Annotated in this window: 25 protein-coding genes; 8 read left to right on the top strand and 17 right to left on the bottom strand. The window is 71.4% G+C overall.

What is annotated here, in order from left to right:
• Positions 1-11: 11 nt before the first annotated feature.
• Entirely contained in the window at positions 12-596 is a 585-nt protein-coding gene (locus HDA41_RS28475) for a flavodoxin family protein (RefSeq protein ID WP_184988682.1), read from the bottom strand.
• Positions 597-703: 107 nt separating this feature from the next.
• Here HDA41_RS28475 and HDA41_RS28470 point away from each other — a divergent pair, with 107 nt between their 5' ends.
• Positions 704-1,102, top strand: coding sequence for a winged helix-turn-helix transcriptional regulator (locus HDA41_RS28470; protein WP_184988679.1), 399 nt, complete (start codon positions 704-706; stop codon positions 1,100-1,102).
• On the opposite strand, the gene mutM is transcribed toward HDA41_RS28470, so the two are convergent.
• The 8 genes from mutM to HDA41_RS28430 form a co-directional block, all read right to left on the bottom strand.
• On the bottom strand, positions 1,092-1,952 hold the full coding sequence (gene mutM, locus HDA41_RS28465; protein ID WP_184988676.1) for a bifunctional DNA-formamidopyrimidine glycosylase/DNA-(apurinic or apyrimidinic site) lyase: 861 nt from the start codon (positions 1,950-1,952) through the stop codon (positions 1,092-1,094). The genes HDA41_RS28470 and mutM overlap by 11 nt on opposite strands.
• A 108-nt stretch (positions 1,953-2,060) precedes the next feature.
• The gene (gene rnc / locus HDA41_RS28460) at positions 2,061-2,900 is read right to left on the bottom strand and encodes a ribonuclease III (protein WP_376706823.1); all 840 of its coding nucleotides are present in this window, start codon (positions 2,898-2,900) and stop codon (positions 2,061-2,063) included.
• Positions 2,901-2,919: 19 nt separating this feature from the next.
• Positions 2,920-3,093, bottom strand: coding sequence for a 50S ribosomal protein L32 (rpmF, locus tag HDA41_RS28455; protein ID WP_007493396.1), 174 nt, complete (start codon positions 3,091-3,093; stop codon positions 2,920-2,922).
• A 2-nt stretch (positions 3,094-3,095) separates the two neighbouring features.
• Positions 3,096-3,740, bottom strand: a complete 645-nt coding sequence (locus HDA41_RS28450) for a YceD family protein (protein ID WP_184988670.1) — start codon at positions 3,738-3,740, stop codon at positions 3,096-3,098.
• A gap of 129 nt (positions 3,741-3,869) precedes the next feature.
• Positions 3,870-4,967, bottom strand: a complete 1,098-nt coding sequence (locus HDA41_RS28445) for a F0F1 ATP synthase subunit B (RefSeq protein ID WP_184988667.1) — start codon at positions 4,965-4,967, stop codon at positions 3,870-3,872.
• A gap of 121 nt (positions 4,968-5,088) precedes the next feature.
• Positions 5,089-5,568 (bottom strand): pantetheine-phosphate adenylyltransferase, encoded by a 480-nt coding sequence (gene coaD, locus HDA41_RS28440; protein WP_010044544.1) that lies wholly within the window; start codon positions 5,566-5,568, stop codon positions 5,089-5,091.
• A gap of 26 nt (positions 5,569-5,594) precedes the next feature.
• Entirely contained in the window at positions 5,595-6,182 is a 588-nt protein-coding gene (rsmD, locus tag HDA41_RS28435) for a 16S rRNA (guanine(966)-N(2))-methyltransferase RsmD (protein WP_184988664.1), read from the bottom strand.
• A gap of 113 nt (positions 6,183-6,295) precedes the next feature.
• Positions 6,296-9,556 carry a helicase-related protein gene (locus HDA41_RS28430; protein WP_184988661.1) on the bottom strand — a complete coding sequence of 1,087 codons (3,261 nt, stop codon included), beginning with the start codon at positions 9,554-9,556 and terminating at the stop codon, positions 6,296-6,298.
• 188 nt (positions 9,557-9,744) lie between these two features.
• On the opposite strand from HDA41_RS28430, the gene HDA41_RS28425 reads away from it, so the two are divergent.
• Together HDA41_RS28425 and HDA41_RS28420 are read left to right on the top strand one after the other, a co-directional pair.
• Positions 9,745-11,583: an HSP90 family protein gene (locus HDA41_RS28425; RefSeq protein WP_184988658.1), complete on the top strand. Its 1,839-nt coding sequence runs from the start codon at positions 9,745-9,747 to the stop codon at positions 11,581-11,583.
• The gene (locus HDA41_RS28420; RefSeq protein ID WP_184988655.1) at positions 11,580-14,528 is read left to right on the top strand and encodes a tetratricopeptide repeat protein; all 2,949 of its coding nucleotides are present in this window, start codon (positions 11,580-11,582) and stop codon (positions 14,526-14,528) included. Before HDA41_RS28425 ends, HDA41_RS28420 begins: the two co-directional genes overlap by 4 nt.
• Positions 14,529-14,541: 13 nt before the next feature.
• On the opposite strand, the gene HDA41_RS28415 is transcribed toward HDA41_RS28420, so the two are convergent.
• A complete protein-coding gene (locus HDA41_RS28415; RefSeq protein ID WP_184988652.1) occupies positions 14,542-16,410 on the bottom strand; it encodes a fatty acid kinase ATP-binding subunit FakA in 1,869 nt (622 codons plus the stop codon).
• Positions 16,411-16,658: 248 nt separating this feature from the next.
• Between HDA41_RS28415 and rpmB the strand changes: the two genes are divergently transcribed.
• Positions 16,659-16,844, top strand: coding sequence for a 50S ribosomal protein L28 (gene rpmB / locus HDA41_RS28410; RefSeq protein WP_004924906.1), 186 nt, complete (start codon positions 16,659-16,661; stop codon positions 16,842-16,844).
• Between the two features lie 86 nt (positions 16,845-16,930).
• On the opposite strand, the gene thiD is transcribed toward rpmB, so the two are convergent.
• Both thiD and HDA41_RS28400 read right to left on the bottom strand, forming a co-directional pair.
• Positions 16,931-17,722 (bottom strand): bifunctional hydroxymethylpyrimidine kinase/phosphomethylpyrimidine kinase, encoded by a 792-nt coding sequence (gene thiD / locus HDA41_RS28405; RefSeq protein ID WP_184988649.1) that lies wholly within the window; start codon positions 17,720-17,722, stop codon positions 16,931-16,933.
• Entirely contained in the window at positions 17,719-18,684 is a 966-nt protein-coding gene (locus HDA41_RS28400; protein WP_059421942.1) for a thiamine-phosphate kinase, read from the bottom strand. Before HDA41_RS28400 ends, thiD begins: the two co-directional genes overlap by 4 nt.
• A 206-nt stretch (positions 18,685-18,890) precedes the next feature.
• On the opposite strand from HDA41_RS28400, the gene HDA41_RS28395 reads away from it, so the two are divergent.
• Positions 18,891-19,124, top strand: coding sequence for an Lrp/AsnC family transcriptional regulator (locus HDA41_RS28395; protein WP_003997603.1), 234 nt, complete (start codon positions 18,891-18,893; stop codon positions 19,122-19,124).
• A 20-nt stretch (positions 19,125-19,144) separates the two neighbouring features.
• A complete protein-coding gene (locus HDA41_RS28390) occupies positions 19,145-19,666 on the top strand; it encodes a DUF3515 domain-containing protein (protein ID WP_230299668.1) in 522 nt (173 codons plus the stop codon).
• A 34-nt stretch (positions 19,667-19,700) separates the two neighbouring features.
• Here HDA41_RS28390 and HDA41_RS28385 read toward each other — a convergent pair whose 3' ends face one another.
• The 3 genes from HDA41_RS28385 to HDA41_RS28375 are packed head-to-tail and all read right to left on the bottom strand — an operon-like array spanning position 19,701 to position 22,755.
• On the bottom strand, positions 19,701-20,858 hold the full coding sequence (locus HDA41_RS28385; RefSeq protein ID WP_184988647.1) for a D-alanine--D-alanine ligase family protein: 1,158 nt from the start codon (positions 20,856-20,858) through the stop codon (positions 19,701-19,703).
• Between the two features lie 59 nt (positions 20,859-20,917).
• Complete coding sequence (locus HDA41_RS28380) at positions 20,918-21,928, bottom strand: NAD(P)H-dependent glycerol-3-phosphate dehydrogenase (protein WP_184988642.1); 1,011 nt, start codon at positions 21,926-21,928, stop codon at positions 20,918-20,920.
• Positions 21,925-22,755, bottom strand: a complete 831-nt coding sequence (locus tag HDA41_RS28375; protein WP_184988640.1) for a lysophospholipid acyltransferase family protein — start codon at positions 22,753-22,755, stop codon at positions 21,925-21,927. Before HDA41_RS28375 ends, HDA41_RS28380 begins: the two co-directional genes overlap by 4 nt.
• Before the next feature lie 157 nt (positions 22,756-22,912).
• Here HDA41_RS28375 and cofC point away from each other — a divergent pair, with 157 nt between their 5' ends.
• Both cofC and HDA41_RS28365 read left to right on the top strand, forming a co-directional pair.
• Entirely contained in the window at positions 22,913-23,551 is a 639-nt protein-coding gene (gene cofC / locus HDA41_RS28370) for a 2-phospho-L-lactate guanylyltransferase (RefSeq protein ID WP_184988637.1), read from the top strand.
• A gap of 9 nt (positions 23,552-23,560) precedes the next feature.
• The gene (locus HDA41_RS28365; RefSeq protein ID WP_184988634.1) at positions 23,561-23,764 is read left to right on the top strand and encodes a hypothetical protein; all 204 of its coding nucleotides are present in this window, start codon (positions 23,561-23,563) and stop codon (positions 23,762-23,764) included.
• 71 nt (positions 23,765-23,835) lie between these two features.
• On the opposite strand, the gene HDA41_RS28360 is transcribed toward HDA41_RS28365, so the two are convergent.
• Together HDA41_RS28360 and HDA41_RS28355 are read right to left on the bottom strand one after the other, a co-directional pair.
• Positions 23,836-24,471 (bottom strand): HU family DNA-binding protein, encoded by a 636-nt coding sequence (locus tag HDA41_RS28360; RefSeq protein ID WP_184988631.1) that lies wholly within the window; start codon positions 24,469-24,471, stop codon positions 23,836-23,838.
• Positions 24,472-24,607: 136 nt separating this feature from the next.
• Positions 24,608-24,838, bottom strand: a complete 231-nt coding sequence (locus HDA41_RS28355) for an SCO5555 family protein (protein WP_184988628.1) — start codon at positions 24,836-24,838, stop codon at positions 24,608-24,610.
• Between the last annotated feature and the right edge of the window lie 207 nt (positions 24,839-25,045).

Here is a 25,045-nt window from a genome sequence, read left to right as displayed (position 1 = left end):
CTGCCCGAGGTTCAGGCGGCGGCCAGGCCCTTGAGGAAGACCCTGGCCGTCTGCGCCACGCGGCGGCCCAGTTGCTCGGCCGTGGCGATGTCGGCCTTGTGGACGGCCTCCGGGCCCTCGTCGGCGTTGGTCTGGGCGGCAGCGCCCGTGAAGACGCCGAGACGGTTCAGGTCGTGTTCGGAGCCGGTGCTGCTGTTCCAGCCCGGGAGCAGACCCAGGTTGACCCAGTGCATGCCGAGCTGCGCGGCGAGGATCTGGAAGTACTGCAGGGTGTGCAGCTTGTCGCCGCTCTTGGAGGCCGAGTTGGTGAAGCCTGCGGCCAGCTTGTCCTTCCAGGCCTGGGTGGCCCAGCGCTTCGAGGTGGCCTCCGCGAAGACGTGGAAGGCGCCGGACGCGGTGCCCATGTAGGTCGGCGATCCGAACACGATGGCGTCCGAGCCGTCGAGGGTCGCCCACTGCTCCTCGGTGATCTCGTCGACCTTGATCAGGTGCACCTCGGCACCGGCCTCGGCGGCACCGGCACGGACGGCCTCGGCGATGACGGCGGTGTGACCGTAGCCGGAGTGGTAGGCGATGGAAACAACAGGGGTGGTCACGTAAGTACTCCTGAAACAGGCAGGTCGCTGACGGTGACCAAAGGAAAGCACTAACTTTCAGTTAGTGCAACCTGTCGGTTAGCGCTGTGTTGGCGTAGGCTGGGTATATGACCACCACCCAGGAGCTCACGGAGGGGCTGGACGACCTCCCGTACAGCGTGTTCGCCAAGGCCTGCCCCTCGCGCGGCACGCTGGAGCACGTCACGGGCCGCTGGGGCGCACTGACGCTGGGCGCCCTGTACGAGGGCTCGCTCCGCTTCAACGAACTGCGTCGCCGGGTCGACGGCGTCAGCGAGAAGATGCTCTCCCAGACGCTGCACGCGCTGGAGCGCGACGGCCTGGTGCACCGCGAGGCCCAGCCGACCAACCCGCCCCGCGTGGACTACGAACTGACACCGCTGGGACGCGGAGTGGCCGAGCGGCTGCTCGCCCTGATCCACTTCGTGGAGGGCAGCATGGACGAGGTACTGGCCGCTCGCGAGCGGTACGACTCCGCTAGGGCGTGATCCGCGGCGGCCGCTGGCACTTCGGGCAGGAGTAGCTCGACCGGTTCATCCAGGGCCGCCGGCGTATCGGGGTGCCGCAGCGGCGGCAGGGCAGGCCCTCGCGGCCGTACGCGTCGAGGGACCGGTCGAAGTAGCCGGACTCGCCGTTGACGTTGACGTACAGGCTGTCGAAGCTGGTGCCGCCCACCGCGAGGGCCGCGTTCATCACGTCCCGCACATGGCCCAGGAGCAGCAGGGTGCGCGGGCGCGTGAAGGTCGCGGTCGGGCGCTCGTAGTGGAGGCGGGCCCGCCACAGGGCCTCGTCCGCGTAGATGTTGCCGACGCCGCTGATCAGTGACTGGTCGAGCAGGGCCCGCTTGATCGTGGACCGTTTGCGGCGCAGCGCCCGGTGGAAGGCCTCGTCGTCGAAGAGCTCGTCGAGCGGGTCGCGGGCGATGTGCGCGATGACGTCGGGCAGGCCGTCGGGGGTGTTGTCGTGCAGCGACAGACCGCCGAAGGTGCGCTGGTCGACGAAGCGGAGTTCAGTGCCCAGAGCATCGCTGAAGCGGACGCGGATGCGCAGGTGCTTCTCGTCCGGGGCCGTGTGCGGCTGGACCAGCAGCTGGCCGCTCATGCCGAGGTGAGCCAGGATCGACTGGTCCGTGTCCTCCAGGGGCAGCCACAGGTACTTGCCGCGACGGCTCGGGGTGCCGATGCGGTGGCCCTTCAGACGGTGCGCGAAGTCGTCGGCGCCCGCGAGGTGGCGGCGTACCGCGCGCGGGTGCAGCACCTCGGCCTCGGCGACGGTCCGGTGGGCGACCCACCGCTCAAGTCCGCGCCGTACGACCTCGACCTCGGGCAACTCGGGCATGGGGTCCCCCGTCACAAACCTGTGGATGACCGAGCGCCCGCCCCCGGGCAGGGGCGGGCGCTCGGGTGCGCTGTGCGGTGCCGGCCGCCGGTGCGGGCGGCCGGCACGTCAGCCGTCGACGCTGCTGCCGTCGACGACCGTGTGGGCGGCCTGAGCCGCCGCCGTCTGCGTCGCCTCGGCGGCCTTCGCCGCCTTGGCGCGCTCGTCCGCCGCGGCCCGGATGGACCGCCACGCGGACTCGGCGGCCTGCTGCTCCGCCTCCTTCTTGCTGCGGCCGGTGCCGGTGCCGTACGAGACGCCTCCGACGCGGGCGGCAGCAGTGAAGGTCTTCTCGTGGTCGGGGCCGGTCTCCGTGACCAGGTACTCGGGGACGCCGAGCCCCTCGGTCGCGGTGAGCTCCTGGAGGCTGGTCTTCCAGTCCAGGCCGGCTCCGAGGTTCGAGGATTTCTCGATCAGGGGGTCGAACAGGCGGTGCACCAGCTCCGCCGCCGAGTCCAGGCCCTGGTCGAGGTAGACCGCGCCGATCACCGCTTCCAGGGTGTCGGCGAGGATGGACGCCTTGTCCCGGCCGCCCGTGCCCTCTTCACCCCGGCCGAGCCGGATGAAGGAGCCCAGGTCGAGCTCGCGCCCCACCTCGGCGAGCGCACGCGAGTTCACCACCGCGGCCCGCAGCTTGGCCAGCTGGCCTTCGGGCAGGTCGGGGTGGGTGCGGTACAGCGTGTCCGTGACGACCAGGCCGAGCACGGAGTCCCCGAGGAACTCCAGGCGCTCGTTGGTCGGCAGACCGCCGTTCTCGTATGCGTACGACCGGTGGGTCAGTGCTCGCACCAGAAGGGCGGACTCGACCTTGTAGCCGAGCCGCCCTTCCAGAAGCGTGTGGGACGAGGCCTGGTTGTCCGCCGTCGCGCTCCCGCTCACACGGGAGGACTTGTTCTTAGGCGTGGACACAGTGCCTCTCACCAGCCGCTCAGACCTCGAGGACCTGGCGCTTGTTGTAAGTGCCGCACGAGGGGCACGCGATGTGCTGCAGCTTGGGCTCGTGGCAGCGCTCGCACGCAACCAGGGTGGGGACCGCAGCCTTCCACTGCGACCGGCGGTGGCGCGTGTTGCTGCGCGACATCTTCCGCTTCGGAACAGCCACGGCTACTTCTCCTGCTTCTCGTCGACGCCAGGTTCGGCGCCGCTCATCTCGTCCTTCTCGCCGTCCCTCATGGTGCCGGCGAGTCCCTGCAATGCCGCCCAACGGATGTCGACGGCGTCATGGTGGTGGTCCGGGTCGTCCGCCAGCCGTGCGCCGCACTCGGCACACAGACCAGGGCAGTCTTCCTGGCACACCGGCTGCATCGGCAGTGCGAGCACCACCGCATCACGCAGCACGGGCTCGAGGTCGAACAGGCCGTCCTCGAGGAAGAGCCTGTCCTCGTCGTCCTCGGCGTCGTCGCCCGGTTCCGCGATCACGCGGCCCCGGTCGTCGGCGTCAGGGTACGAGAACATCTCCTGGAAGTCCGCTTCGACGTCGAGCTGAAGCGGCTCCAGACACCTTACGCACTCCCCCTCGGCAGCGGCACGGGCGGTGCCTGTGACGAGCACCCCTTCCATGACCGACTCCAGGCGGAGATCGAGCTCCACCGGGGCACCTTCCGGCACTCCGATGACTCCCTTGATACCGAGGTCCTTGGGAGCGTCGACCGTGCGGGTCAGGCGCTGTAGCGCACCGGGCCGCCGACCCAGCTCGTGCGTGTCGAACACGAGAGGGTTGCGGTGGTCGAGGCGGGCGTTCAGGGCCATTCCTGCTTTCGGTCTGCTGAGCTGAGGGAGACGCCACCCTTCGGTGTTCCCGGGCAGCGTTGATCGCGGACGTACACGCGACCGAAGAGCCAGGATACTGGACCTTTGCCTGTCGGCCCAATCCGGTGCTCAGCCGTTGCCGCGGCCCTGCTCGTAGGCCCGGAGCTGCTCGGCGCTGATCATTCCGGTGTCGAAGAGGCTGGTCTCGTCCAGGGCGTATCCCTGTGGGCTCTGTGGGCTCTGATGCCCCTGTTGTGGCTGCTGGGCCTGGTTCGGGTCGTACGCGGGCTGCTGCGGGTCGTAGCCCTGGTAGGCGTAGGGATCGGCCTGGTAGCCGTACTGGTCCTGCTGGGCGGCGTACGGCTGCTGCGGGTAGCCGCCGTAGGGGTCGGGCTGCTGCTGGATGGGGGCACCTCCCGCCGGAGCGTAGCCGGAGGTGGGGGAGTAGGCCGGCTGCGGCTGGCCGTAGTCCTGCTGCTGGGCGGGCTGCTCGGCCGGGGGCTTCTCCTCCGCGAGGCCGGCCAGGCCGGCGAGGTAGTCGGCGTCGCTGGTGTGCTGGACGGTGCTGGTGTCGTCGGCCAGGGCGCCGAGGTCGTCGGTGGCGATCCGGCCGTGCAGCTTCTGCCGGCCGCGGCCGACGGCCTCCAGGGTCTTGGCGAGGACCGCCTCGAAGGCGCCGAGCTTGATGTCGACGTACTCGTCGGCGGTACGGCGCTGGGTCTCCGGGTCGTGGCTGCGCTCCGGGGCGTCCTCGTCCTGGTAGCCCTGCTCGTCGGTGCCGGGGCCGGTGCCGAGGAGCTTCTCACGGCCGCGGCCGACGGAGCCGAGGGTCTTGGTGAGGACGACCTCGAAGTTGGCGAGCTTGGAGTCGACGTACTCGTCGGCCTCGGCGCGGATCTCCTCGGCCTCCTTGCGGGCCTCGGCGAGGATCCGGTCGGCTTCGGCCTGGGACCGGCGGGCGACCTCGGTGTCGGAGATCAGGGAGCCGCGCTCGGCGTGCGCGCTCTGGATGATCCGCTCGGCCTCCTGGCGGGCCTGCTCGACCATCTGCTCGCGGTCGCCGATCAGCTCCTGGGCCTGGGCGAGGGAGCCGGGCAGCGCCGCGCGCACCTCTTCCAGCATGGAGAGCAGTTCGGCGCGGTTGACCACGCACGAGGCCGACATGGGCATGGACCGGGCGCCGGAGACCGCGGCGACGATCTCGTCGAGCTTCTTCTGCACGTCCACCGTATGCTCGCCACTCTCTACAGATGCTTGGAGACGGACGGGACGACTGTACGGCCCTGGGGTCCCCGGGGGACACCGGGTGACGGGGTGTCAGAGTCCTGTGGGGCGCCCCGGGGCGCGTTCAGTCCTTCCGCAGGCGCTCGGTGAGGGCCTGGAGGACTTCGGCCGGCACCAGGTGGGAGACGTCGCCGCCCCAGGTCGCGACCTCCTTGACCAGGGAGGACGACAGGAAGCTGTAGGTGGGGTTGGTGGGGATGAAGAGGGTCTCCACGCCCGAGAGGCCGTTGTTCATCTGGGCCATCTGGAGCTCGTAGTCGAAGTCGCTCACCGCGCGCAGGCCCTTGACGATGGCGGGGATGTCGCGCTGCTTGCAGAAGTCGACGAGCAGGCCGTGGAAGGCCTCGACGCGGACGTTGCCGTACTCGGCGGTGACCCGGCGGATCAGGTCGATCCGCTCGTCGATCTCGAACAGTCCCTTCTTCGACTGGTTGATCATCACCGCGACGTAGACCTCGTCGTACAGCCTGGAAGCGCGGGAGATGATGTCGAGGTGTCCGTTGGTGATCGGGTCGAACGACCCGGGACATACGGCGCGGCGCACTTGTGATCCCTCGCTCTCCGGTCCGGTCATCGTGCGTCTTCGCACGTAGAGGCGGCGCGACCGTACCAAAACGTTCCCTCGCCGTAGCGACGGGCCCGGAGGGCCTCGAAGCCCTCGGGCCACCGGAATTCACCGCCTCTGGTGCTGCGCTCCACGGTGACGAGGGCTTCTTCGGCGAGCCAGCCTTCCGCGCGGAGTGTGAGCAGGATCTCGCGAAGATCGTCGTCGGTGACGGCGTACGGCGGATCGAGGAAGACGAGGTCGTACGGGTCGCCTGGGGGTGTCGTGCGGATGATCTGTTCGGCTTTGCCTGATCTGACCTCGGCGCCGGGGAGGCCGAGGGACTTCACGTTGTCGCGGACCGTGCGGACGGCTTTGGCGTCGGCTTCGACCAGGAGGGCCTGGCCTGCGCCTCGGGAGAGGGCCTCCAGGCCTACGGCCCCTGATCCCGCGTAGAGGTCGAGGACGCGTTCGCCTTCCAGGGGGCCGCCGAGGAGGGACTGCCAGGTGGAGAAGAGGCCCTCGCGGGCGCGGTCCGATGTGGGGCGGGTTCCTGTTCCTGGCGGGACGGCCAGGCGGCGTCCGCCGGCTGTGCCGGCGATCACGCGGGTCATCTTCAGTCCTTGGTCGTGGGCGGCTTCAGGTATCAGTGTGGCTGGTCGCGCCCGCGCGGCGGTAGCCGCCTGTGGACTACAGCCCCGCGCCCCCAAAAGAGAGTCAGTCACCCTCACCCCTTCTCCAGGTACTGCTCCCTCTCCTCGTCCAAGAGGGCGTCCAGTGCTGTCCGCAGGGCGGGGAGGTGGGTCAGCTCCGGGTCCTTCGCCACGACGGCCGCCGCCTCCTCTCTCGCCTCCGCGATGATCTCCTCGTCCTCGATGACCGCGAGCATCCGCAGGGAGGAGCGGGTGCCGGACTGGGCCTGGCCGAGGACGTCGCCCTCACGGCGTTGTTCCAGGTCGATGCGGGAGAGCTCGAAGCCGTCGAGGGTGGCGGCGACGGCGTTCAGGCGCTGGCGGGCCGGGCTCGCCTCGGGCATCTCGCTGACCAGGAGGCACAGGCCCGGGGCCGAGCCACGGCCGACGCGGCCGCGCAGCTGGTGGAGCTGGGAGACGCCGAAGCGGTCGGCGTCCATGATCACCATCACGGTGGCGTTGGGGACGTTGACGCCGACCTCGATGACCGTCGTGGCGACCAGGACGTCCGTCTCCCCGGCGGCGAAGCGGCGCATGACCGCGTCCTTGTCGTCGGGGTGCATACGGCCGTGCAGCACCTCGACCCGGAGGCCCTGGAGGGGGCCCTTGGAAAGCTGTTCGGCGACGTCGAGGACCGCGAGGGGCGGACGCTTCTCGGCGGCGTCCTCCGGGGACTCGGCGGACTCGGAGGGCTTCTTCCTGCCGGACTTCTTGGGGTCGTCGTCCTCGTCGCCGATGCGGGGGCAGACCACGTACGCCTGATGGCCGTTCTCCGCTTCCTCGCGGACCCGTTCCCAGGCGCGGGCCAGGAAGTGGGGTTTGTCGGCGGCCGGGACGACATGGCTGGCGATCGGCGAGCGGCCGGCCGGGAGCTGGTCGAGGACGGAGGTCTCCAGGTCGCCGAAGACCGTCATGGCGACCGTGCGCGGGATGGGCGTGGCCGTCATGACCAGGAGGTGCGGGGGCTGTTTGCCCTTGCCGCGCAGGGCGTCGCGCTGCTCCACGCCGAAGCGGTGCTGTTCGTCGACCACGACCAGGCCCAGGTCGTGGAACTGCACCTTGTCCTCGATCAGCGCGTGTGTGCCGATGACGATGCCGGCCTCGCCGGTGGTGAGGTCGAGCAGGGCCCGGCGGCGGGCGGCCGCGCCCATGGATCCGGTGAGCAGCACCACCTTGGTGGCCTGCTCGGCCCCGCCCAGCATGCCGCCCTCGGCCAGCTCGCCCATCATCTCGACGATCGACCGGTGGTGCTGCTGGGCGAGCACTTCGGTGGGCGCGAGCATGGCGGCCTGGCCTCCGGCGTCGACCACGGCGAGCATGGCGCGCAGGGCCACCATGGTGTTGTGGGTGACGGTGAAGTTGTCGGTGACGTACGCATGGCTCGGGTGGGCGACGCTGATGCACTGGACGGGCTTCCGCCCCACGTACTCGACCGCCCGGATGCCGCGTCGGAACCTGTTGTCCTTCGGCCTCGGACGCACGCGTTCCGCTTTGCGGGTGAGCCGGAACGGGGCGTAAGCGTCCGGCAGGGACACCTGCACGGTGTACGCGGCCTTCTTCGGCAGCACTCGCGCCCGGCCGCCCAGAGAACGTACGAGCCATGCGACGTCCTCCGCGAGTCGGCGCGAAGCCGAGCAGAGGGAGATGTTCACGCCGTCGGCTTGGACAGTGCCGTCCGTGTCCAGAAGTCCCTGCAACACGGCGAGACGGTCCTTGATCGGAGCGTTCTTGAAATCCTGAGGGACGAACGTGTCGTGGGACGTCGTTCCCCAGAGGCCCAACTCGCGCAGGACCTGGATCACTGGGTTGCGCACTCCTCCGGCACGCCGCTTGAGCTGGATCGTGTAGTCACAGTGCGATTCCTTCACCGGTACCAGCCGGCATTCCGGCGCTACTGCCGCCGCTACCGCGTCATGGATCTCGTCGTCGATGATGGAAAGACGGAGATCGTGCCGGAACGAACCGTCCCCCAGCAGCAGTCCGATCAGGTACGGGTCGAGGGGCAGCCCGGCGTCGCCGCCCAGATCGACCGGCTGGGCCGGCGGGATGTACCACTTCGACGACCCGTTGGCCTTGAACGTGTCGAGACGGATCTCCCGGGTCGTCAAGACCTTGGGAGCCTGGCCGCGGTGCCAGCCACAGCTCGTACCGACGATCCAGAGATGCTCGTCGTCGCACTCGACGGAACTCCCGTCGGACAGGACCAGTCGCCACACATCGCGCTCTCCCTGAGGAAAGACGCCGGCGATCAGCGCGATGTCCCCGTCCGGCACCACCACCTCGTCACCCACCCGCAGATCCCCCATGGGGCGGAAGCCCGTGGGTGTGAGCACCAGCGAGTCGAGGGGCTGGGCCTTGCCCGATCCGACCTCCCCCTGCAACAGGCGGTGCATCGGATGCTCGGTCGCCAGGTCGTCGAAGATCTCCCGGGAGACTCGCTGCTGGCCCTCGGTGAGGGTGAAGGGGAGGCGGGCGTCGAAGGCCGTGAGGAGGCCGTCGGGGCTGGGTTCGCGGGGGACCGCCGGGAGCTGGGCGTCCGCGTGGCGGCGGCGGGCCAGGGCGACCTGGAGGACGAAGGCCTCGTCCCACTTGAGGCGGGCGCGGGCGTCCTCGATGTCCGCCTTGGTGTGCGGGCGGTGGATCTTCAGGAGGGCTTCGGGGAGGGGGACCAGGCCGCGGCCCTCGCGCAGGGAGTCCGGCAGCGGGTCGAGGGCCTCCTGGGCGGTGGGCAGGACCGTCTGGATCGCTTTGCCGATCTTCCAGGACTCCAGCTTGGCGGTGGCCGGGTAGATCGGGATCAGGGCGCCCGCCCAGGTCTCGACGGACTCGCCGGGGTCTTCGGAGTCACCACGCAGCAACTCGTAGGCCGGATGGGCGAGTTGGAGGCGGCGGTTGAAGACGGAGACCTTGCCCGCGAACATCGCGCGGGTGCCCGGCAGGAGCTCCTTGTGGGGCTTGTGAACGCCGTTGCCGAAGAAGACCAGTTGGAGGCGGCCGCTGCCGTCCGTGATCGTGACCTCCAGGCGCTGGCCCTTGCCGCGCGGGGCCCTGGCTGAGGCGAAGGTGTGCAGGCGGGCGTCGGCGACCTGGGCGACCACCGTGACGTGCTCGTCCATGGGCAGGTCGGCGAGGTGCGTGAGCTGGCCGCGCTCCTCGTACCTGCGCGGGTAGTGGTGGAGGAGGTCGCCGACGGTGAGCAGGCCGAGGTGCTCGGCCATCACCTTCGCGGTGGCGGGGCCGAGCACCGACTTCAGTGGTTGTCGCAGCGGTTCGTGAAGTGCGGGCACGAGATCCATTGCACACCACACCACTGACAATGCCGTAGAGGCCTTGGCGCACGTCGCCGTATACGTCCCGGAAACCCCTGGTCAGGCGGCTGGTTCGGGCCTTAGGATGACGCCCTCCCGGCCCTCCTTCGCGGTCACCTTCCCACCAGGACCGCCCGACCCCGCGCCGTCGCGAGTCCCCCACCGGCGCCGTGAAGATGGACTCCCAGACCTCACAGGCATCCCAGCCGTCCCATTCGCCTCAGTCACCTCATACGTTCCAGGTCGACCTGCGGGGCCTGGTGGACCTGCTCTCCCAGCATCTCTACTCCAGTCCCAAGGTGTATCTGCGCGAGCTGCTGCAGAACGCCGTGGACGCCATCACCGCCAGACGCGCGGCGGAACCCGACGCTCCGGCCCGGGTGCGGCTGTCCGCGGAGGGCGGCGCCCTGCGCGTCGAGGACACCGGTGTCGGGCTCACCGAGGCGGACGTGCACGACCTGCTCGCCACGATCGGGCGCAGTTCCAAGCGCGCCGAGGGCCTTCAGGAGGCGCGTTCCGACTTTCTCGGGCAGTTCGGCATCGGCCTGCTGGCCTGCTTCGTCGTCGCCGAGCGGATCCGGGTGGTCAGCCGCAGCGCCCGTACGCCCGGGGCGCCGCCGGTGGAGTGGACGGCGTCCGACGACGGTTCGTACACCGTGCGGACGCTGCCGGACGCCGAGCGTCCCGAACCGGGCACCACCGTGCATCTGGTGGCCCGGGCCGGAGCCGCTCAGTGGCTCACGCCCGAGCGGGTCGGCGCGCTGGCGCGGGACTTCGGGTCGCTGCTGCCGTACGACGTCCGGGTGGGCGACGAGCCGGTCACCGACCTCCCGGCGCCCTGGGACCGGTCGTATCCGAGCCCGGCCGGTCGCCGTGTCGCCCTGGCCCGGCACTGCCACGAGCTGTTCGGCTTCACCCCACTGGACACGATCGACCTGGCGGTGCCGCTGGCCGGCATCCGCGGGGTGGCCTACGTGCTGCCGTCGGCGGTCAGCCCGGCCCAGCGCGCGGGGCACCGCGTGCACCTCAAGGGCATGTTGCTGACCGAGCGGGCCGAACAGCTGCTGCCCGACTGGGCGTTCTTCGTGCGCTGTGTCCTGGACACGGACAGTCTGCGGCCGACGGCGTCGCGCGAGGCGCTGTACGAGGACGAGACGCTGACCGCCGTACGGGAGGCGCTGGGCGAGCGGATCCGGGCCTGGCTGACCGGTCTGGCCGCCGGTGATCCGGAGCGGCTGGCCGCGTTCCTGTCGGTGCACCACCTGGGCGTGAAGTCCCTGGCCCGGCACGACCGGGAGATGCTGCGCACGATGCTGCCGTGGCTGCCCTTCGAGACGACCGACGGGCGGCTGTCCCTGGAGGAGTTCGCGCAGCGGCACCCGGTGGTGCACTTCACGCGGACCGTCGAGGAGTACCGGCAGGTCGCGCCGATCGCGTCCGCGCAGGGCATCGGCGTGATCAACGGCGGCTACACGTACGACAGCGAGCTGGTGGAGGCGCTGCCGTCGGTGCGGCCGGGGACCGTGGTCGCCGAGCTGGACGCCGAGACGGTGACCGCGCATCTGGACGCGGTCGACCCGGCCGAGGAGCTGGCTCTGTCCGGCTTCCTGGCGGCGGCCCGGGCCCGGCTCGACCCGCTGGGCTGCGACGTGGTGCTGAGGGCCTTCCACCCGCTCTCGCTGCCCGCGCTGCACCTCGACGACCGGGACGCCCGGCACGAACAGGCCCGGGCCGACGCCGAGGCGCAGGCCGACGACCTGTGGGCGGGCATCCTCGGCTCCCTTCGCGGCAGCGCCCCCCGCGCGCGTCTGGTGCTCAACCACCTCAACCCGCTCGTCCGGCGGATCAGCTCGCTGCACGACCCGGAGCTGATCGGCACCGCCACGGAGTCGCTGTACGGGCAGGCGCTGCTGATGGCGCAGCGACCGCTTCGGCCCGCCGACTCGGCACTGCTCAACCGCGCGTTCATCGGCCTCCTGGAGTGGGCCACGCACAGCGAGGACGGTCAGGCATGAGCGAGATCACGGACTTCGACGCCCTGCGCCGGGCGATGGCGGAGAACTCCGAGCAGCCGGAGGGCCCGGCCCGCAACGCGCGCGCCGAGGAACTGCTGACCGCCGCAGAGAAGCTGAACGTCCCGCTCGCGGTGATCGAGGCGCTCGGACACCAGCTGAAGGTCTACAACTACAGCTCCGAGAAGGCCAGGGTGTTCGTCCCGTTCGCGCGGCTGCTGCGCATGTGGGACGAACGCCCCGAGGACTTCGACGAGTACGAGACCCACTCCCTGCACTGGGTCTTCAAGTGGGTGTCGTCCGGCATGCTCGACCAGCCGCACATCCCGCTCGCGTCGATCGAGAAGTGGCTCGGCGAGATGGAGCACCGTTACCGGCTCGCCGGGTACTCCGAGCGGGCCGTGCGCAGCGCCGAGCACAGCGTGGCCGCGCATGTGGGGGACCTGGCGCGGGCCGAGCGGGCGTATGCCGCGTGGCTGGCCGCCGACCGGGACAGCATGGCCGACTGCCACGCCTGCGAACTGCACGGGCAGGGCTGGTGGCAGGCGGAGCAGGGCCGGGACGCGCAGGCGCTGGAGCTGTGGCGGCCGGTGCTGGAGGGCGAGTACGCCTGTGCCCACGAGCCGCACGCGGCCCTCGCCTCCTCCCTGGTGCCGCTGCTGCGGCTGGGCCGCCTGGACGAGGCACGCGCGAACCATCTGCGGGGCTTCCGGCTGGTACGGGCCACGGAGAGCATGCGCGGCGCCTACGCGGAGCACGTGGAGTTCTGCGCGCTGACCGGCAACGAGGCGCGCGCTCTGGAGCTGCTCGCGGAGCGGCCGGCGTACTTCACCGACGACGGGCAGCCGCAGAGCAAGCTGGACTTCATGAGCGTGGTGGCCCTGCTCATGGACCGCCTGACCGGGCTGGGGCTGGGTGACCGGCAGGTGCCCGGTCCAGCCGGCCGCGAGTGGACCGCCGGGGAACTGGCCACGCACGCGCGTGCGGAGGCCCTCGCCCTGGCGGCCCGCTTCGACGAGCGCAACGGCACGACGTACGTCAGCGAGCGGGCACGCGCGCGTATGGAACAGCGCCCGCTGGTGGAGCGGCTGCCGCTGGGGGTGCGGTCGGTACGGCCGGTGCCGCCGCCCGCTCCCCCGAAGGTCACGGGCGCCGCCACCGGGCAGCCGGATCTGCCCGCCCTGCTGGCCGAGGCACGGCGGCTGTCGGACAACCTGCGGCCGGACGCCGTGGAGGCGTGGGCGGCGGTCGCCGAAGCCGCGGAGGGCGTGGAGCTGGACCCGCGCGACCGGGCCGAGATGGCCGACCACGAGGCGATGGGTCTCGGCCCCGAGGGCGCCGCGCTCTTCGAACGGGCCGCAAAGCTGTACGCGGCGGCGGGTGACCCCGGGGAGGCCCTGGCGGCACGCACGCGTGCGGCGTACGTGCGTGCTCTCGGGGGTGACGTGGAGGCGGCGCTCGCGGCCGTGTCCGGCCCCTACGACGAGATCCTCGCGCTGTACGCCGCCGGCGACACCGGGATACGGCAGACGGCGTCCGTCCTGATGGGGCGGGCCCGGATCCTGATGCGCCGGGCGCACGAGGCCGGGGACCGCAGGGCCGGGGAGGGTCTCGCAGAGGCCGAAGCCGCTGTCCGGGAAGTCCTGGCACTCGTCGACGGGCGGGCCGGGGAGGACGTGCGGCTGGCCGCGCGGGCCGCCGAGGCACAGGCGATGCTCGCCGAGCTGGCCGGACTGGCCGGGGACCTGGAGACGTCCGCGGGGCTGTTCGCGCGGGGCGCGGCGGCGTTCGTCGCCGCGGGGCTGCCGTGGTTCGCGGTGGAGTACGAGGCCCGGCTGGCCTCCCTCGCCCACCACCTGGGCGACATGGCGGAGGCGGAGCGGGCGCTGCGGGCGGCCCTGGAGCACGGCGGAGCCCAGCTGGAGGCGCCCGGACGGGCCCAGCTGCACCTCCAGCTCGCCGAGTTGACCGGCGGCCGGGGCGAGGCCGTAGAGGCCGCTCGGCACGCCCTGGAGGCCGTGCACTGGGCCGACGAGGCGGGCGAGAGTGCGACGCTGGGCGCCTGGGCCCGGCAGCAGCTCGGCGGGTTCCTGCTGCGGCAGGGACGGTGGGCCGAGGCCGCCGAGGTCCTGGAGTCGGCGCTGCCCGACCTGACCGCCGAGACGCACGGCGACGGGGCGATCGTGCAGGCGCAGTGGTGGCTCGGCGACTGCCTGAGCGAACTCGGCGAGCACCGCGCTGCCGCCGAACGGCGTCTCCAGGCCGCCGAGATCGCCCGGCACTGGCCCGAGCAGCACGACCACGCGACCCTGGCCCACCTGGCCGGGGAGTCCCTCGGACAGGCCGGGCTGGCCGACGAGGCGGACCGGGCCTACGCGCGCGCGGGCGACCTGTGGCGCGAGCTCGGCAACGTCCACGGGCTGATCCGCTCCCTGCGCGCCCGTGCCTGGCTGGCGTTGCGCGCGCAGGACGGTCTGGCGCAGGCGCGCGCCCTGATGGCGGAGGCGGTCCGGGAGGGCGAGGCGGCGCGGGACACGACGGCCGACGCGGAGTCGCGGCAGCGGCTCGTCGCCGAACTCGGCCACACCTACCGGCAGTTCGGCGACCTGCTGGCCCGGTCCGTTTCCGACGGCACCGACGACGCCCCGGCCCGGGCCGTGTTCGAGGAGTCCCTGTCCCAAGTGCTGCGGGCGGCGGAGGTGTTCGCCTCCCTCGGGGACGCCGCCCTGCACAGCCGCACCGGGGCCGAGCTCGCCGCGGGCCGGCTGGAGGCCGACCTGGGCCGCCCGGCCGACGCGGCGGCACGCGCGCGTGCGGTGCTGGCGACGTACGACCGCTACGGCGGCTACGACGGCTCCGAGACCGACGACGGGGACGGCGACGGCGAGGCCGTGCGGGCCCGGCGGGCGGAGGCGGAGCAGATGCTCCGGCTCGTGGCGGAGGGCTGATCGCCGGTCCCGCTCACTCCACGCCGATGAGCAGCAGGGCTCCCTGCCGTCCGCCCCGGTACACGACCGTGTCGACGGCGAGGTACCCCTCGCGGACCCGGCCCTCCAGGTGCTCGGCGATGGTGTCGGGGGCCTCGTCGCCGAGCACCAGGGTGACCATCTCGCCCCCGGCCGCGAGCATGCGGTCCAGGACGGCCTCGGCTGTGGCCGTGACGTCCGAGCCGATCACGGCCACGTCGCCGTCGATCAGGCCGAGGACGTCACCGGCCTGGCAGATGCCGGCCATCGTCCAGGCCTGGCGTTCGGCGACGGTGACCTCGGCGTAGCGGGTCGCGCCGGCCGCCGAGGTCATCGACACCACGTCCTCGTCGAAGCGGCGCTCCGGCTCGTGCACGGCCAGCGCCGCGATGCCCTGCACCGCCGAACGGGTCGGGATGAGGGCCACGCGGATGCCCTCGGTACGAGCCCGCTCGGCCGCCGCGGCGGCGGTGTGGCGCAGCTCGGCGTCGTTGGGCAGCAGCACGACCTCGCGCGCGTGGGCCCGCCGTACGGCCTGTACGAGCTCGCCGCTGGCGGGCGGCTCCCCGGGGCGCGCGAGCACGGTGGTCGCGCCGGCCTCGGTGTACAGCCCCACCAGGCCCTCGCCGGGCACCACGGCCACGACGGCACGCTGGGCACGCTCGCGGGGAGGACGCTCGGCGCCGGTGGTGTGCACGTCGCCGGCGCCGAAGTGCGTGACGCGGATCCGGTAGGGCCGCCCGGCCTCGATGCCCGCCTCGACGGCGGCGCCCGCGTCGTCGACATGGACGTGGACGTTCCACAGCCCGTCGCCGCCGACCACGACGAGCGAGTCCCCGAGCACGTCCAGCCGCTCCCGCAACCGCGCCACGGCCGCGTCCTCGGCCTCCAGGAGATAGATCACCTCGAAGGCGGGGCCGTCCTGGTCGGCCATGGCGGCACTGTCGGCACACTCCCCGCGCGGGGCGCCGACGGCCGGAGCGAGTCCTTCGGCTGCTTCCACGCGCGCGTGCGGGGGTCGCGAGTCCGCGTACAGGTCCTGCGAGTCCTCGGCCGGCCCTGCGAGCACGCTCGATGCCGAACCGTCTCCTCGACCGGGCTCGCCGGCCTCGGACACCACCGCGCTCGCCGCCCCCGCGCCCATCCGCAGCGCACCCGCCGTGACCGGCGCCGCCACCTCCCGCGGCCTCTCCCCCGTGAACGTCTCCACCAGCGCCCCGAGCACCGCCACCAGCCCCCGCCCCCCGGCGTCGACCACCCCGGCGCGCTCCAGGACGGGCAGCTGGCCCGGGGTCGCGGCCAGGGCCGCGCGCGCTCCCTCATAGGCCGCCCGGGCCACCGCCCCGCAGCCGCCCTCGGCACCGCGGGCGGCGTCGGCGGCGGCCGTGGCGACCGTCAGGACCGTGCCCTCGACGGGGTGAGCCACGGCCTGCCGGGCGGAGTCGGCCGCGTGCCGCAGTGCCAGCCGCAGGCCCTGGCCGTCGGCATGCGCGGGCTCGCCGTCGACGTGCGCGGTCCCGGCGTCGGCCAGCACCTGGGACATGCCGCGCAGCAGCTGGGCGAGGATCGTCCCGGAGTTCCCGCGGGCACCGATGAGGGCCCCGTGCGCCATCGCCCGTGCGGCGTCGGCCAGCGTCGGCCCCTCGGGGCCGGACCTCGCCGCATGCCCCGCGAACACGGCCTCGACCGCCGCGACGGCGGACTCGACGGTCAGGTACAGATTGGTGCCGGTGTCCCCGTCCGCCACGGGATAGACGTTGATCGCGTCGATCTCCTCACGCGCCCGCCCCAGCGTCTCGAGTGCGAGACCGCACCAGGTGCGCACCGCGACAGCATCGAAGAATGTCTGCGGCACCTGCGCCACTGCGCCTCCCTGAGCTGCTGGACGTGGCAGGCAGCGTAGACCCCGGGGCGGTGTCCACCGGAAGTGGGCACGGGAGAGGTCCCGGGCCGACCGTGGTAGTTTCGTTCTACGGGCGCAGCCGTTGTATGCTGCTCCGGTTGCCCGATCCGCATCGGGCCATTCCCCTGGCAGCGCCACTCAGATCCTACGACCTGACCCCGGCATGCCGGGATCAACCGTAAGTGCATCTGAAGTCTTTGGAGTGACCCGTGGCTGCCAACTGCGACGTCTGTGGCAAGGGGCCGGGCTTCGGCAACAACATCTCGCACTCGCACCGCCGTACGCCCCGCCGCTGGAACCCGAACATCCAGCGTGTGCGTACCGTGGTGGGCGGGACGCCGAAGCGCGTGAACGCTTGCACCTCGTGCATCAAGGCCGGCAAGGTCTCGCGCTGACGCTCCGCTAGCGCGCGGCCACTGCTGGTTCGCTGTAGAAAGCCGGTCCACCCCTGGTGGACCGGCTTTTTGCCGTGCCCGGATGTTCAGCAACCGGTGCGGAAGCGCCAGCCATGATCCACCGGCCCGATCCCCCCGCCGAGGGCGAACCCGGCCTCGATCGCCCCGGTGACGTATTCCTTGGCCGCCGCCACCGCCTCCGGCACCGTATGCCCCTTGGCGAGCTGTGACGCGATGGCGGAGGCGAGGGTGCAGCCCGTGCCGTGGGTGTGCCGGTTGTCGTGCCTCGGCGCCCGCAGCCAGTGCTCCTCGGAGCCGTCCGTGAGCAGGTCCACGGCGTCCCCGGACAGGTGACCGCCCTTGATCAGCACCCACCGCGGTCCGTATCCGAGCACGGCCGCCGCGGCCCGCCGCAGCTGCTCCTCCGTCTCGACGCGCACGCCCGTCAGCTGGGCGACCTCGTCGAGGTTGGGGGTGGCGACCGTCGCCACCGGCAGCAGCTTCGTACGGACGGAGCCCAGCGCCGAGGCGGCGAGCAGGGAGTCGCCGTGCTTGGAGACGCCCACCGGGTCGACGACCACCGGGGCGTCCGTGCCCGCGATCAACTCGGCCACCGTCTCCACGAGTTCGGCGGAGGCCAGCATCCCGGTCTTGACCGCCTGGACGCCGATGTCGTCCACGACGCTGCGGTACTGGGCCCGCACCGCCTCCACCGGCAGCTCCCAAGCCCCCTGTACGCCGAGGGAGTTCTGCGCGGTCACCGCCGTGAGGACGCTCATGCCGTGCACGCCGAGGGCGAGCATCGTCTTCAGGTCGGCCTGGATGCCGGCGCCGCCGCCCGAGTCGGAGCCCGCCACCGTGAGGACGTTGGGAATCATGACTCCATGTCTCCGAAGTGGTCCCAGCCGCCCTTGCTGGTCCACGGCGCCCCGTCGACCGTCACCTGGGGCAGCGCCGACGGGTTGAGGACCTCGCCGATGACCTTCCAGCGGGCGGGCAGCTTCACGTCCGGCGGGAAGGTCGCCACGATCGCGTGGTCCTCTCCCCCGGTCAGCACCCACTGCATGGGGTCGACGCCGACGGCCTGCCCGATGTCGTTCATCTGGGAGGGGATGTCGATCGCCCCGGAGCGGATGTCGATACGGACCTTGCTGGCCTCGGCGATGTGCCCGAGGTCGGCGATCAGCCCGTCGCTCACGTCGCACATGGCGGTCGCCCCGAGCCCGGCGGCGGCCGGACCCGCGTGGTACGGCGGCTCGGGGCGGCGGTGGGCCTCCACGAAGGCGCGCGGCGAGCGGAACCCCCGGGAGAGCACCGCGTAACCGGCCGCCGACCAGCCCAGCCAGCCCGTCACCGCGACGAGGTCGCCGGGCTGCGCGCCCGCCCGCGTCACCGGCTCCTGGTTGCGCAGGTCGCCGAGCGCGGTGATCGACACCACGATCGAGTCGCCGCGTACGACGTCACCGCCGACCACGGCGGCACCGGCCACCTGGCACTCGTCGCGCAGGCCGTCCATCAGCTCGCTCGGCCATGTCACCGGCAACTCGGCCGGAACGACCAGACCGAGCAGCAGCGCGGTCGGCACGGCGCCCATGGCGGCGATGTCGGCGAGGTTCTGCGCCGCCGCCTTGCGGCCCACGTCGTAGGCCGTCGACCAGTCCCGGCGGAAGTGCCGGCCCTCCACCAGGATGTCCGTACTGGCCACGACCCTGCGGTCGGGCGCGGCCACCACGGCGGCATCGTCGCCGGGGCCGACCCGGACCGCCGGGGTGGTGGTCAGACGGGAGGTGAGCTCCCTGATGAGCCCGAACTCACCGAGCTCACCAACAGTGCCCTTCATTGCCCTTTCTCCCCTTCTGTCCCTGTCCGTGCCCGGTCGCGAGGCCTCTCGGTCCTCGTTACGGTCGAAGTGACCGTCAAGTTCTGCCGGACCTGCACCCCGGCGCGCAAGACCCGGTCCCCGCAGGTCTCCCCGCGGCGAGCGGCGACGCGATACCGTGGCGTTCCTTTTCCCCACATGATCCTCGTGGCCGCCCTGGAGGTTCCGTGGTACAGGCGTACATCCTGATCCAGACGGAGGTCGGCAAGGCGTCGACCGTCGCCGAGACGATCAGCAAGATTCCTGGGGTCATCCAGGCCGAGGACGTCACAGGACCGTACGACGTGATCGTGCGGGCCCAGGCCGACACCGTCGACGACCTCGGCCGCATGGTGGTCGCCAAGGTCCAGCAAGTGGACGGCATCACCCGCACCCTGACCTGCCCGGTCGTCCATCTGTAGCCCCCGTCTACCCTGTGCCGGTGAACTCTTTCCGTCACCGGCACCGTTCTGTGTCCCGCGTTTTCCTCCGCCTGCCCGCTCTCGCGCTGTTGATCACTGCCGCGGCCTGCTCCTCGGCAGACGACAGCGCGTCGGCGGCGGTTCCCAGTCCGGGCGCGAAGGTCGCGGAACTGTGCCGGAACCTGGACAAGGTACTGCCCGCGAAGGTGGACGGGGAGCGCCGCGAGGATCCCGAGCCCGCGTCGGCGCTGACGGCGGGCTGGGGCAGCCCGGCGATCATACTTCGCTGCGGTGTGCCGCAGCCGCCGAAGATGGTCGATCCGAAGGTGGCCGACGGACGGGATCCGGATGCCGTCGCCGGGGGTGTGAACGGGGTCGACTGGCTGATGGAGAAGCAGGACGACGGGGGGTACCGGTTCACCTCGGCGAACCGTGAGGCCTATGTCGAGGTGGCCGTGCCGGAGGGCGTGGACAGCTCGGGGGTGCTGACCGATCTGGCTTCGGCCGTGAAGAAGGCGATCCCCAAGGGGATCGCCTCCTGAGCGCCGTGCATCGAATGCCGTTCTGGGACGGTTCCTAGCGAAGGCCCGTGGAACGGCGAAGTGCCGCCTGCACCAGGCGGTCCACCAGCTCCGGGTAGCTCACCCCGCTCGCCTGCCACATCTGCGGATACATCGAGATGGGCGTGAAGCCGGGCATCGTGTTGATCTCGTTGATCACGAACTCGCCGTCCTCGGTGAGGAAGAAGTCCGCGCGGACCAGGCCCTCGCAGGACGCCGCCTCGAAGGCGTCGACCGCCAGGCGCTGCACCTCGGCCGTCTCCTCGGGCGTCAGAGGCGCCGGCACGATTCCCGGCGTCGAGTCGATGTACTTGGCCTCGAAGTCGTAATAAGCGTGTGCCTCGGGAGAGGGGATCTCGGCGGGCGCTGAGGCCCGGGGACCGTCCTCGAACTCCAGGACGCCGCACTCGATCTCGCGGCCGCGCAGCGCGGCCTCCACGAGGATCTTCGGGTCGTGCCGCTGGGCCTCGGCGATCGCCGCGTCGAGCCCGGAGAGGTCGTCGACCTTGGTGATGCCGATCGACGAACCGGCGCGCGCCGGCTTCACGAACAGCGGCCAGCCGTGCTCACCGGCGAAGTCGACGATCTTCTTGCGGGCGCCGGCCTCGTCGCGCTCCCACTCGCGCGGGCGGACCACCACGTACGGGCCGACCCGGAGCCCGAACGAGGTGAACACCCGCTTCATGTACTCCTTGTCCTGGCCCACGGCCGAGGCGAGCACCCCCGAACCGACGTACGGGACACCGGAGAGCTCCAGGAGGCCCTGCAGGGTGCCGTCCTCGCCGTAGGGGCCGTGCAGCATCGGGAAGACCACGTCGACCTCGCCGAGCGCCTTGGGGACGGACCCCGGCTCGCTGTAGACGACTTCGCGGTTGGCGGGGTCGACCGGGAGGATCACTCCGCCCTCGTCGGACTCGGCGAGCAGGTCGACGCTCGGCTGGCGCCGGTCGACGATCGCCATCCGCTCCGGTTCGTCCGCCGTGAGCGCCCAGCGGCCGTCCTGGGTGATGCCGATCGGCAGGACGTCGTACTTCGTCCGGTCGATGGCCTTGAGGACGGCGCCGGCCGTGACCACGGAGATCCCGTGTTCGGAGCTGCGCCCGCCGAACACGACGGCCACACGCGGCTTGCGCGGCGGCTGCTCGGGGCTCTGGGGGAGGTTCTCGGTGCTCATATCGCGTTGAGAGTACCCGTTGGTAGGGCCGGGATACAGCGCCTCCGGACCCGCGTCGCTCAGCGTCGTTCCGGCTTCGCGCTGCGCGACATCAGCTCCTTGAGAGCCACCACCGGAGGCTTGCCCTCGTGCACGATGCCGACGACCGTCTCCGTGATGGGCATGTCGACGCCGTGCCGACGGGCCAGATCCAGCACGGATTCGCAGGACTTGACGCCCTCGGCGGTCTGCTTGGTGACCGCGATGGTCTCCTGGAGGGTCATGCCCCTGCCGAGGTTGGTGCCGAAGGTGTGGTTGCGGGACAGCGGCGAGGAGCAGGTGGCCACCAGGTCGCCCAGGCCCGCGAGTCCGGAGAAGGTCAGCGGGTCGGCGCCGAGCGCCATGCCGAGCCGGGTGGTCTCGGCGAGACCGCGGGTGATGAGCGAGCCCTTGGCGTTGTCGCCGAGGCCCATGCCGTCCGCGATGCCGACGGCCAGGCCGATGACGTTCTTGACCGCGCCGCCGAGTTCGCAGCCGACGACGTCGGTGTTGGTGTACGGGCGGAAGTAGGGCGTGTGGCAGGCGGTCTGGAGCCGCTGGGCGACGGCCTCGTCGGTGCAGGCTACCACGGCGGCGGCCGGCATCCGCGCGGCGATCTCGCGGGCCAGGTTGGGTCCGGTGACCACGGCGATGCGGTCCGGGCCGACCTTGGCGACGTCGTCGATGACCTCGCTCATCCGCATCGCGGAGCCGAGTTCGACGCCCTTCATCAGCGATACGAGGACCGTGCCGGGGGCGAGCAGCGGCGCCCAGTCGGCGAGGTTGGCGCGCAGGGTCTGCGAGGGCACCGAGAGGACCGTGAAGTCGGCGTCCGCGGCGGCCTCCGCGGGATCCGTGGTGGCCCGCACGTTCTCCGGGAGTTCGACCCCCGGGAAGTAGTCGGGGTTGGTGCGGGTGGAGTTGATCGCCTCCACGACTTCCGGGCGGCGTCCCCACAGGGTGACCTCGCACCCGGCGTCGGCGAGCACCATGCCGAAGGCCGTGCCCCACGAACCGGCGCTCAGCACCGCCGCCTTGACCGGCTTGCTCACTTGCCCAGCCCCTTTTCCTGTGCCGACTGTGCGGATTGTCCCGCCGGTGCCGACTGCACCGGCGATGCCGCCTGCTGCCCGCCCCGCTGTGTCTGCGCCTTGGTGCGGCGCCGCTGTTCGATCCGCTCCCGACGCGGGTCGTAGGGCGTCTCGGGCGCCTGCTCGCCGCGGATCTCCTCCAGCTGGCGGGTGACGGCGGCCATGATGACCTCCGTGGCCTCCTTCAGGAGCTCCGCGGTCATCTCCCGGTCGTAGAACCGCGTGAGGTCCACCGGCGGCCCGGCGAGCACGTGGTGCGTCTTGCGCGGCAGGAGACGCGGCTTCTTCGAGTACGGCGGCAGCAGTTCGTTGCAGCCCCACTGGGCGACGGGGATCACCGGGCACTTGGTCTGGAGGGCGACGCGGGCGGCCCCGGTCTTGCCGGTCATGGGCCAGCCCGCCGGGTCGCGGGTGAGGGTGCCCTCGGGATAGAAGGCGACGCATTCCCCGCGGTCCACGGCGTCGATCGCGGCCCGGAAGGCGCTCAGCGCGTCCGTGCTCTCGCGGTAGACGGGAATCTGCCCGGTGCCGCGCATCGCGGCGCCGACGAATCCCTTCTTGAAAAGCGCGCTCTTCGCGAGGAATCGCGGGACGCGCCCGGTGTTGTACTGAAAGTGCGCGTAAGCGAAGGGATCGATGTGCGAATTGTGGTTCACCGCGGTGATAAATCCCCCCTCGACCGGAATGTGCTCCATTCCGCGCCAGTCCCGCCTGAGCAGCACCACCAGCGGCGGTTTGCAGAGCACCGCGGCGAAGCGGTACCAGAAGCCGATTCTGCGGCGGGGCACGCGGACACCTTCCTCTAGGGCCTGGGGCGGGGGCCACGGGGGCCGCACAAGTGTCGCCCCCGCCCGCCGGTCTGTCGAGAACACCGTACGCCCCGACACGCCGGGCGCCGGTGGCCCCGGGTGACAATGACCGCGACAAGAGAGGGACGGGACATCTGTGCAGTGGACCTTGGTCGTACCCCTGAAACCCCTGGCCCAGGCCAAGAGCAGGCTTGCGGACACCGCGGACGACGGGCTGCGGCCGGACCTGGCGCTCGCCTTCGCCCAGGACACGGTGGCGGCCGCGCTGGCCTGCTCCGCGGTACGGGATGTGGCAGTCGTCACGGACGACGCCCGGGCGGGCCGTGAACTGGCCGCTCTGGGCGCGGCGATCATTCCCGACGAGCCGGGAGGCGGCCTCAACGTCGCCCTCGCACACGCGGCGGGGGCCGTCCGGTCGGCACGTCCCGAAAGCCCGGTGGCCGCACTGAACGCCGACCTGCCGGCACTGCGCCCGCAGGAATTGGCCCGGGTGCTCGATACCGCCGCCGAATTCCCACGCGCATTTCTCCCGGACGCGGCCGAAATCGGTACGACTCTGCTGGCCGCCGCCCCGAGGCGGCAATTGTTCCCGGCTTTCGGTATCGATTCCCGGGCCCGGCACCGCGCCTCCGGGGCCGTGGAACTGTCCCTCGCCGCCGTGGATTCCGTACGCCAGGACGTGGACACCGGCGACGACCTGCGCACCGCGCTGGCCCTGGGGGTCGGCCCTCATACGGCCGCGGCCGCCGCGCGGTTGCTGATACCCGGGCAGTAGGCTGCGGCCATGCAGGCGACCGCGTACACGTACGACCCCGAAAGCCGCAGTGGGCAAGTCCTCCTGGACGACGGCACCCCGGTGCCCTTCGACGCGGCGGCGTTCGACGCGGGGGGTCTGCGGCTGCTGCGCCCGGGACAGCGGGTGCGGATCGAGGTGGAGGGCGCGAGGGAGGACCTCCGGATCACTCTGGTGACCCTCCAGACCCTCTGACCACTCCCTGAACACACCGCGGGCCGGACTCCGTACGGAGTCCGGCCCGGCGCGTGAGTGCCCCAGCACCCCTACTTCTTGCGGGCGGTGGTCTTCTTCGCGGTGGTCTTGCGCGCCGTCGACTTCTTGGCGGGCGCCTTCTTGGCGGTCGCCTTCTTCGCCGGTGCCTTCTGGGCGGTGGTCTTCTTCGCGGCGGTGGTCTTGGCCGTCGTGGTCTTGGCCGGAGCCTTCTTCGCCGTGGTCTTCTTCGCGGCCGCGGTCTTGGTGGTGGCCTTCTTCGCCGGCGCCTTCTTGGCCGTGGCCTTCTTCGCGGCGGCCGTCTTGGCGGTCGCCTTCTTCGCGGCGGCCTTCTTGACCGTCGCGCCGGCGCCGCCGGTCAGGCTGCCCTTCGGAGCCTTCTTGACGGAGACCTCGCCACCGCGCGGCAGCTTCTTCGAGCCGCTGACCAGGTCCTTGAAGCCCTGGCCCGCGCGGAAGCGCGGAACGGAGGTCTTCTTGACCCGAACCCGCTCGCCCGTCTGTGGGTTACGGGCGTAGCGGGCCGGACGGTCGACCTTCTCGAAGGAACCGAAGCCGGTGACGGAAACCCTCTCACCTGCGACGACCGCGCGGACGATGGCGTCCAGTACATGGTCGACAGCGTCGGCGGCCTGCTGTCGGCCGCCCATCTTGTCGGCAATCGCTTCTACGAGCTGCGCCTTGTTCACGTCTTCCCCTTCGGAGACATTGCCAGAACGAAAGTGTTCTAGCTTTTTCGCACGTTAGGCAGATATATACCGCAAATCAAACACGAAACGGGCTTATCACCCTTGTGCCGCAACGAACTCGACGATGTTGTGCGGTTCACCGTTCCTCATCAGGGAGACGTCCCTCGTCGAGGTTCGCGGTGAACCGCTCCAGCCGCCTTGCCGCGTCGGCGAGATCGTGCTTGGCCGCGGCCGTAATGACCAGCAGCTTCCGGGTCAGCGCCATCCGTACGCCCTCCGGGACTTGCAGTGCGCGCACCCTTGCGTGCGCTTCCTTGAGTTGGCCCGCGACTGCCGCATAGAGCTCGAGTTGGCCGTCGTGTTCCATGCACAGATTGTGCCATCTGGGGCGAGTTGTCGCCTGCGCAGGGGACAACTGGCGCCTCAAACGGTCTTCCGGGCACACACGGACGTCACGGCTGTACATCTCGCGTACCCCAACAACCACCGGCATAACGTGGGAAGTTGAGGGCTCGGCTCAGGACGGGCAGGGCCGTTCGGGTGCAGAAACGGCTGTACCCCCGATCGGGCTGAT

This window comes from Streptomyces caelestis (genome assembly GCF_014205255.1).
In the GTDB taxonomy this organism is placed as follows: domain Bacteria; phylum Actinomycetota; class Actinomycetes; order Streptomycetales; family Streptomycetaceae; genus Streptomyces; species Streptomyces caelestis.
This window is presented reverse-complemented; position numbering and strand designations above follow the sequence as displayed.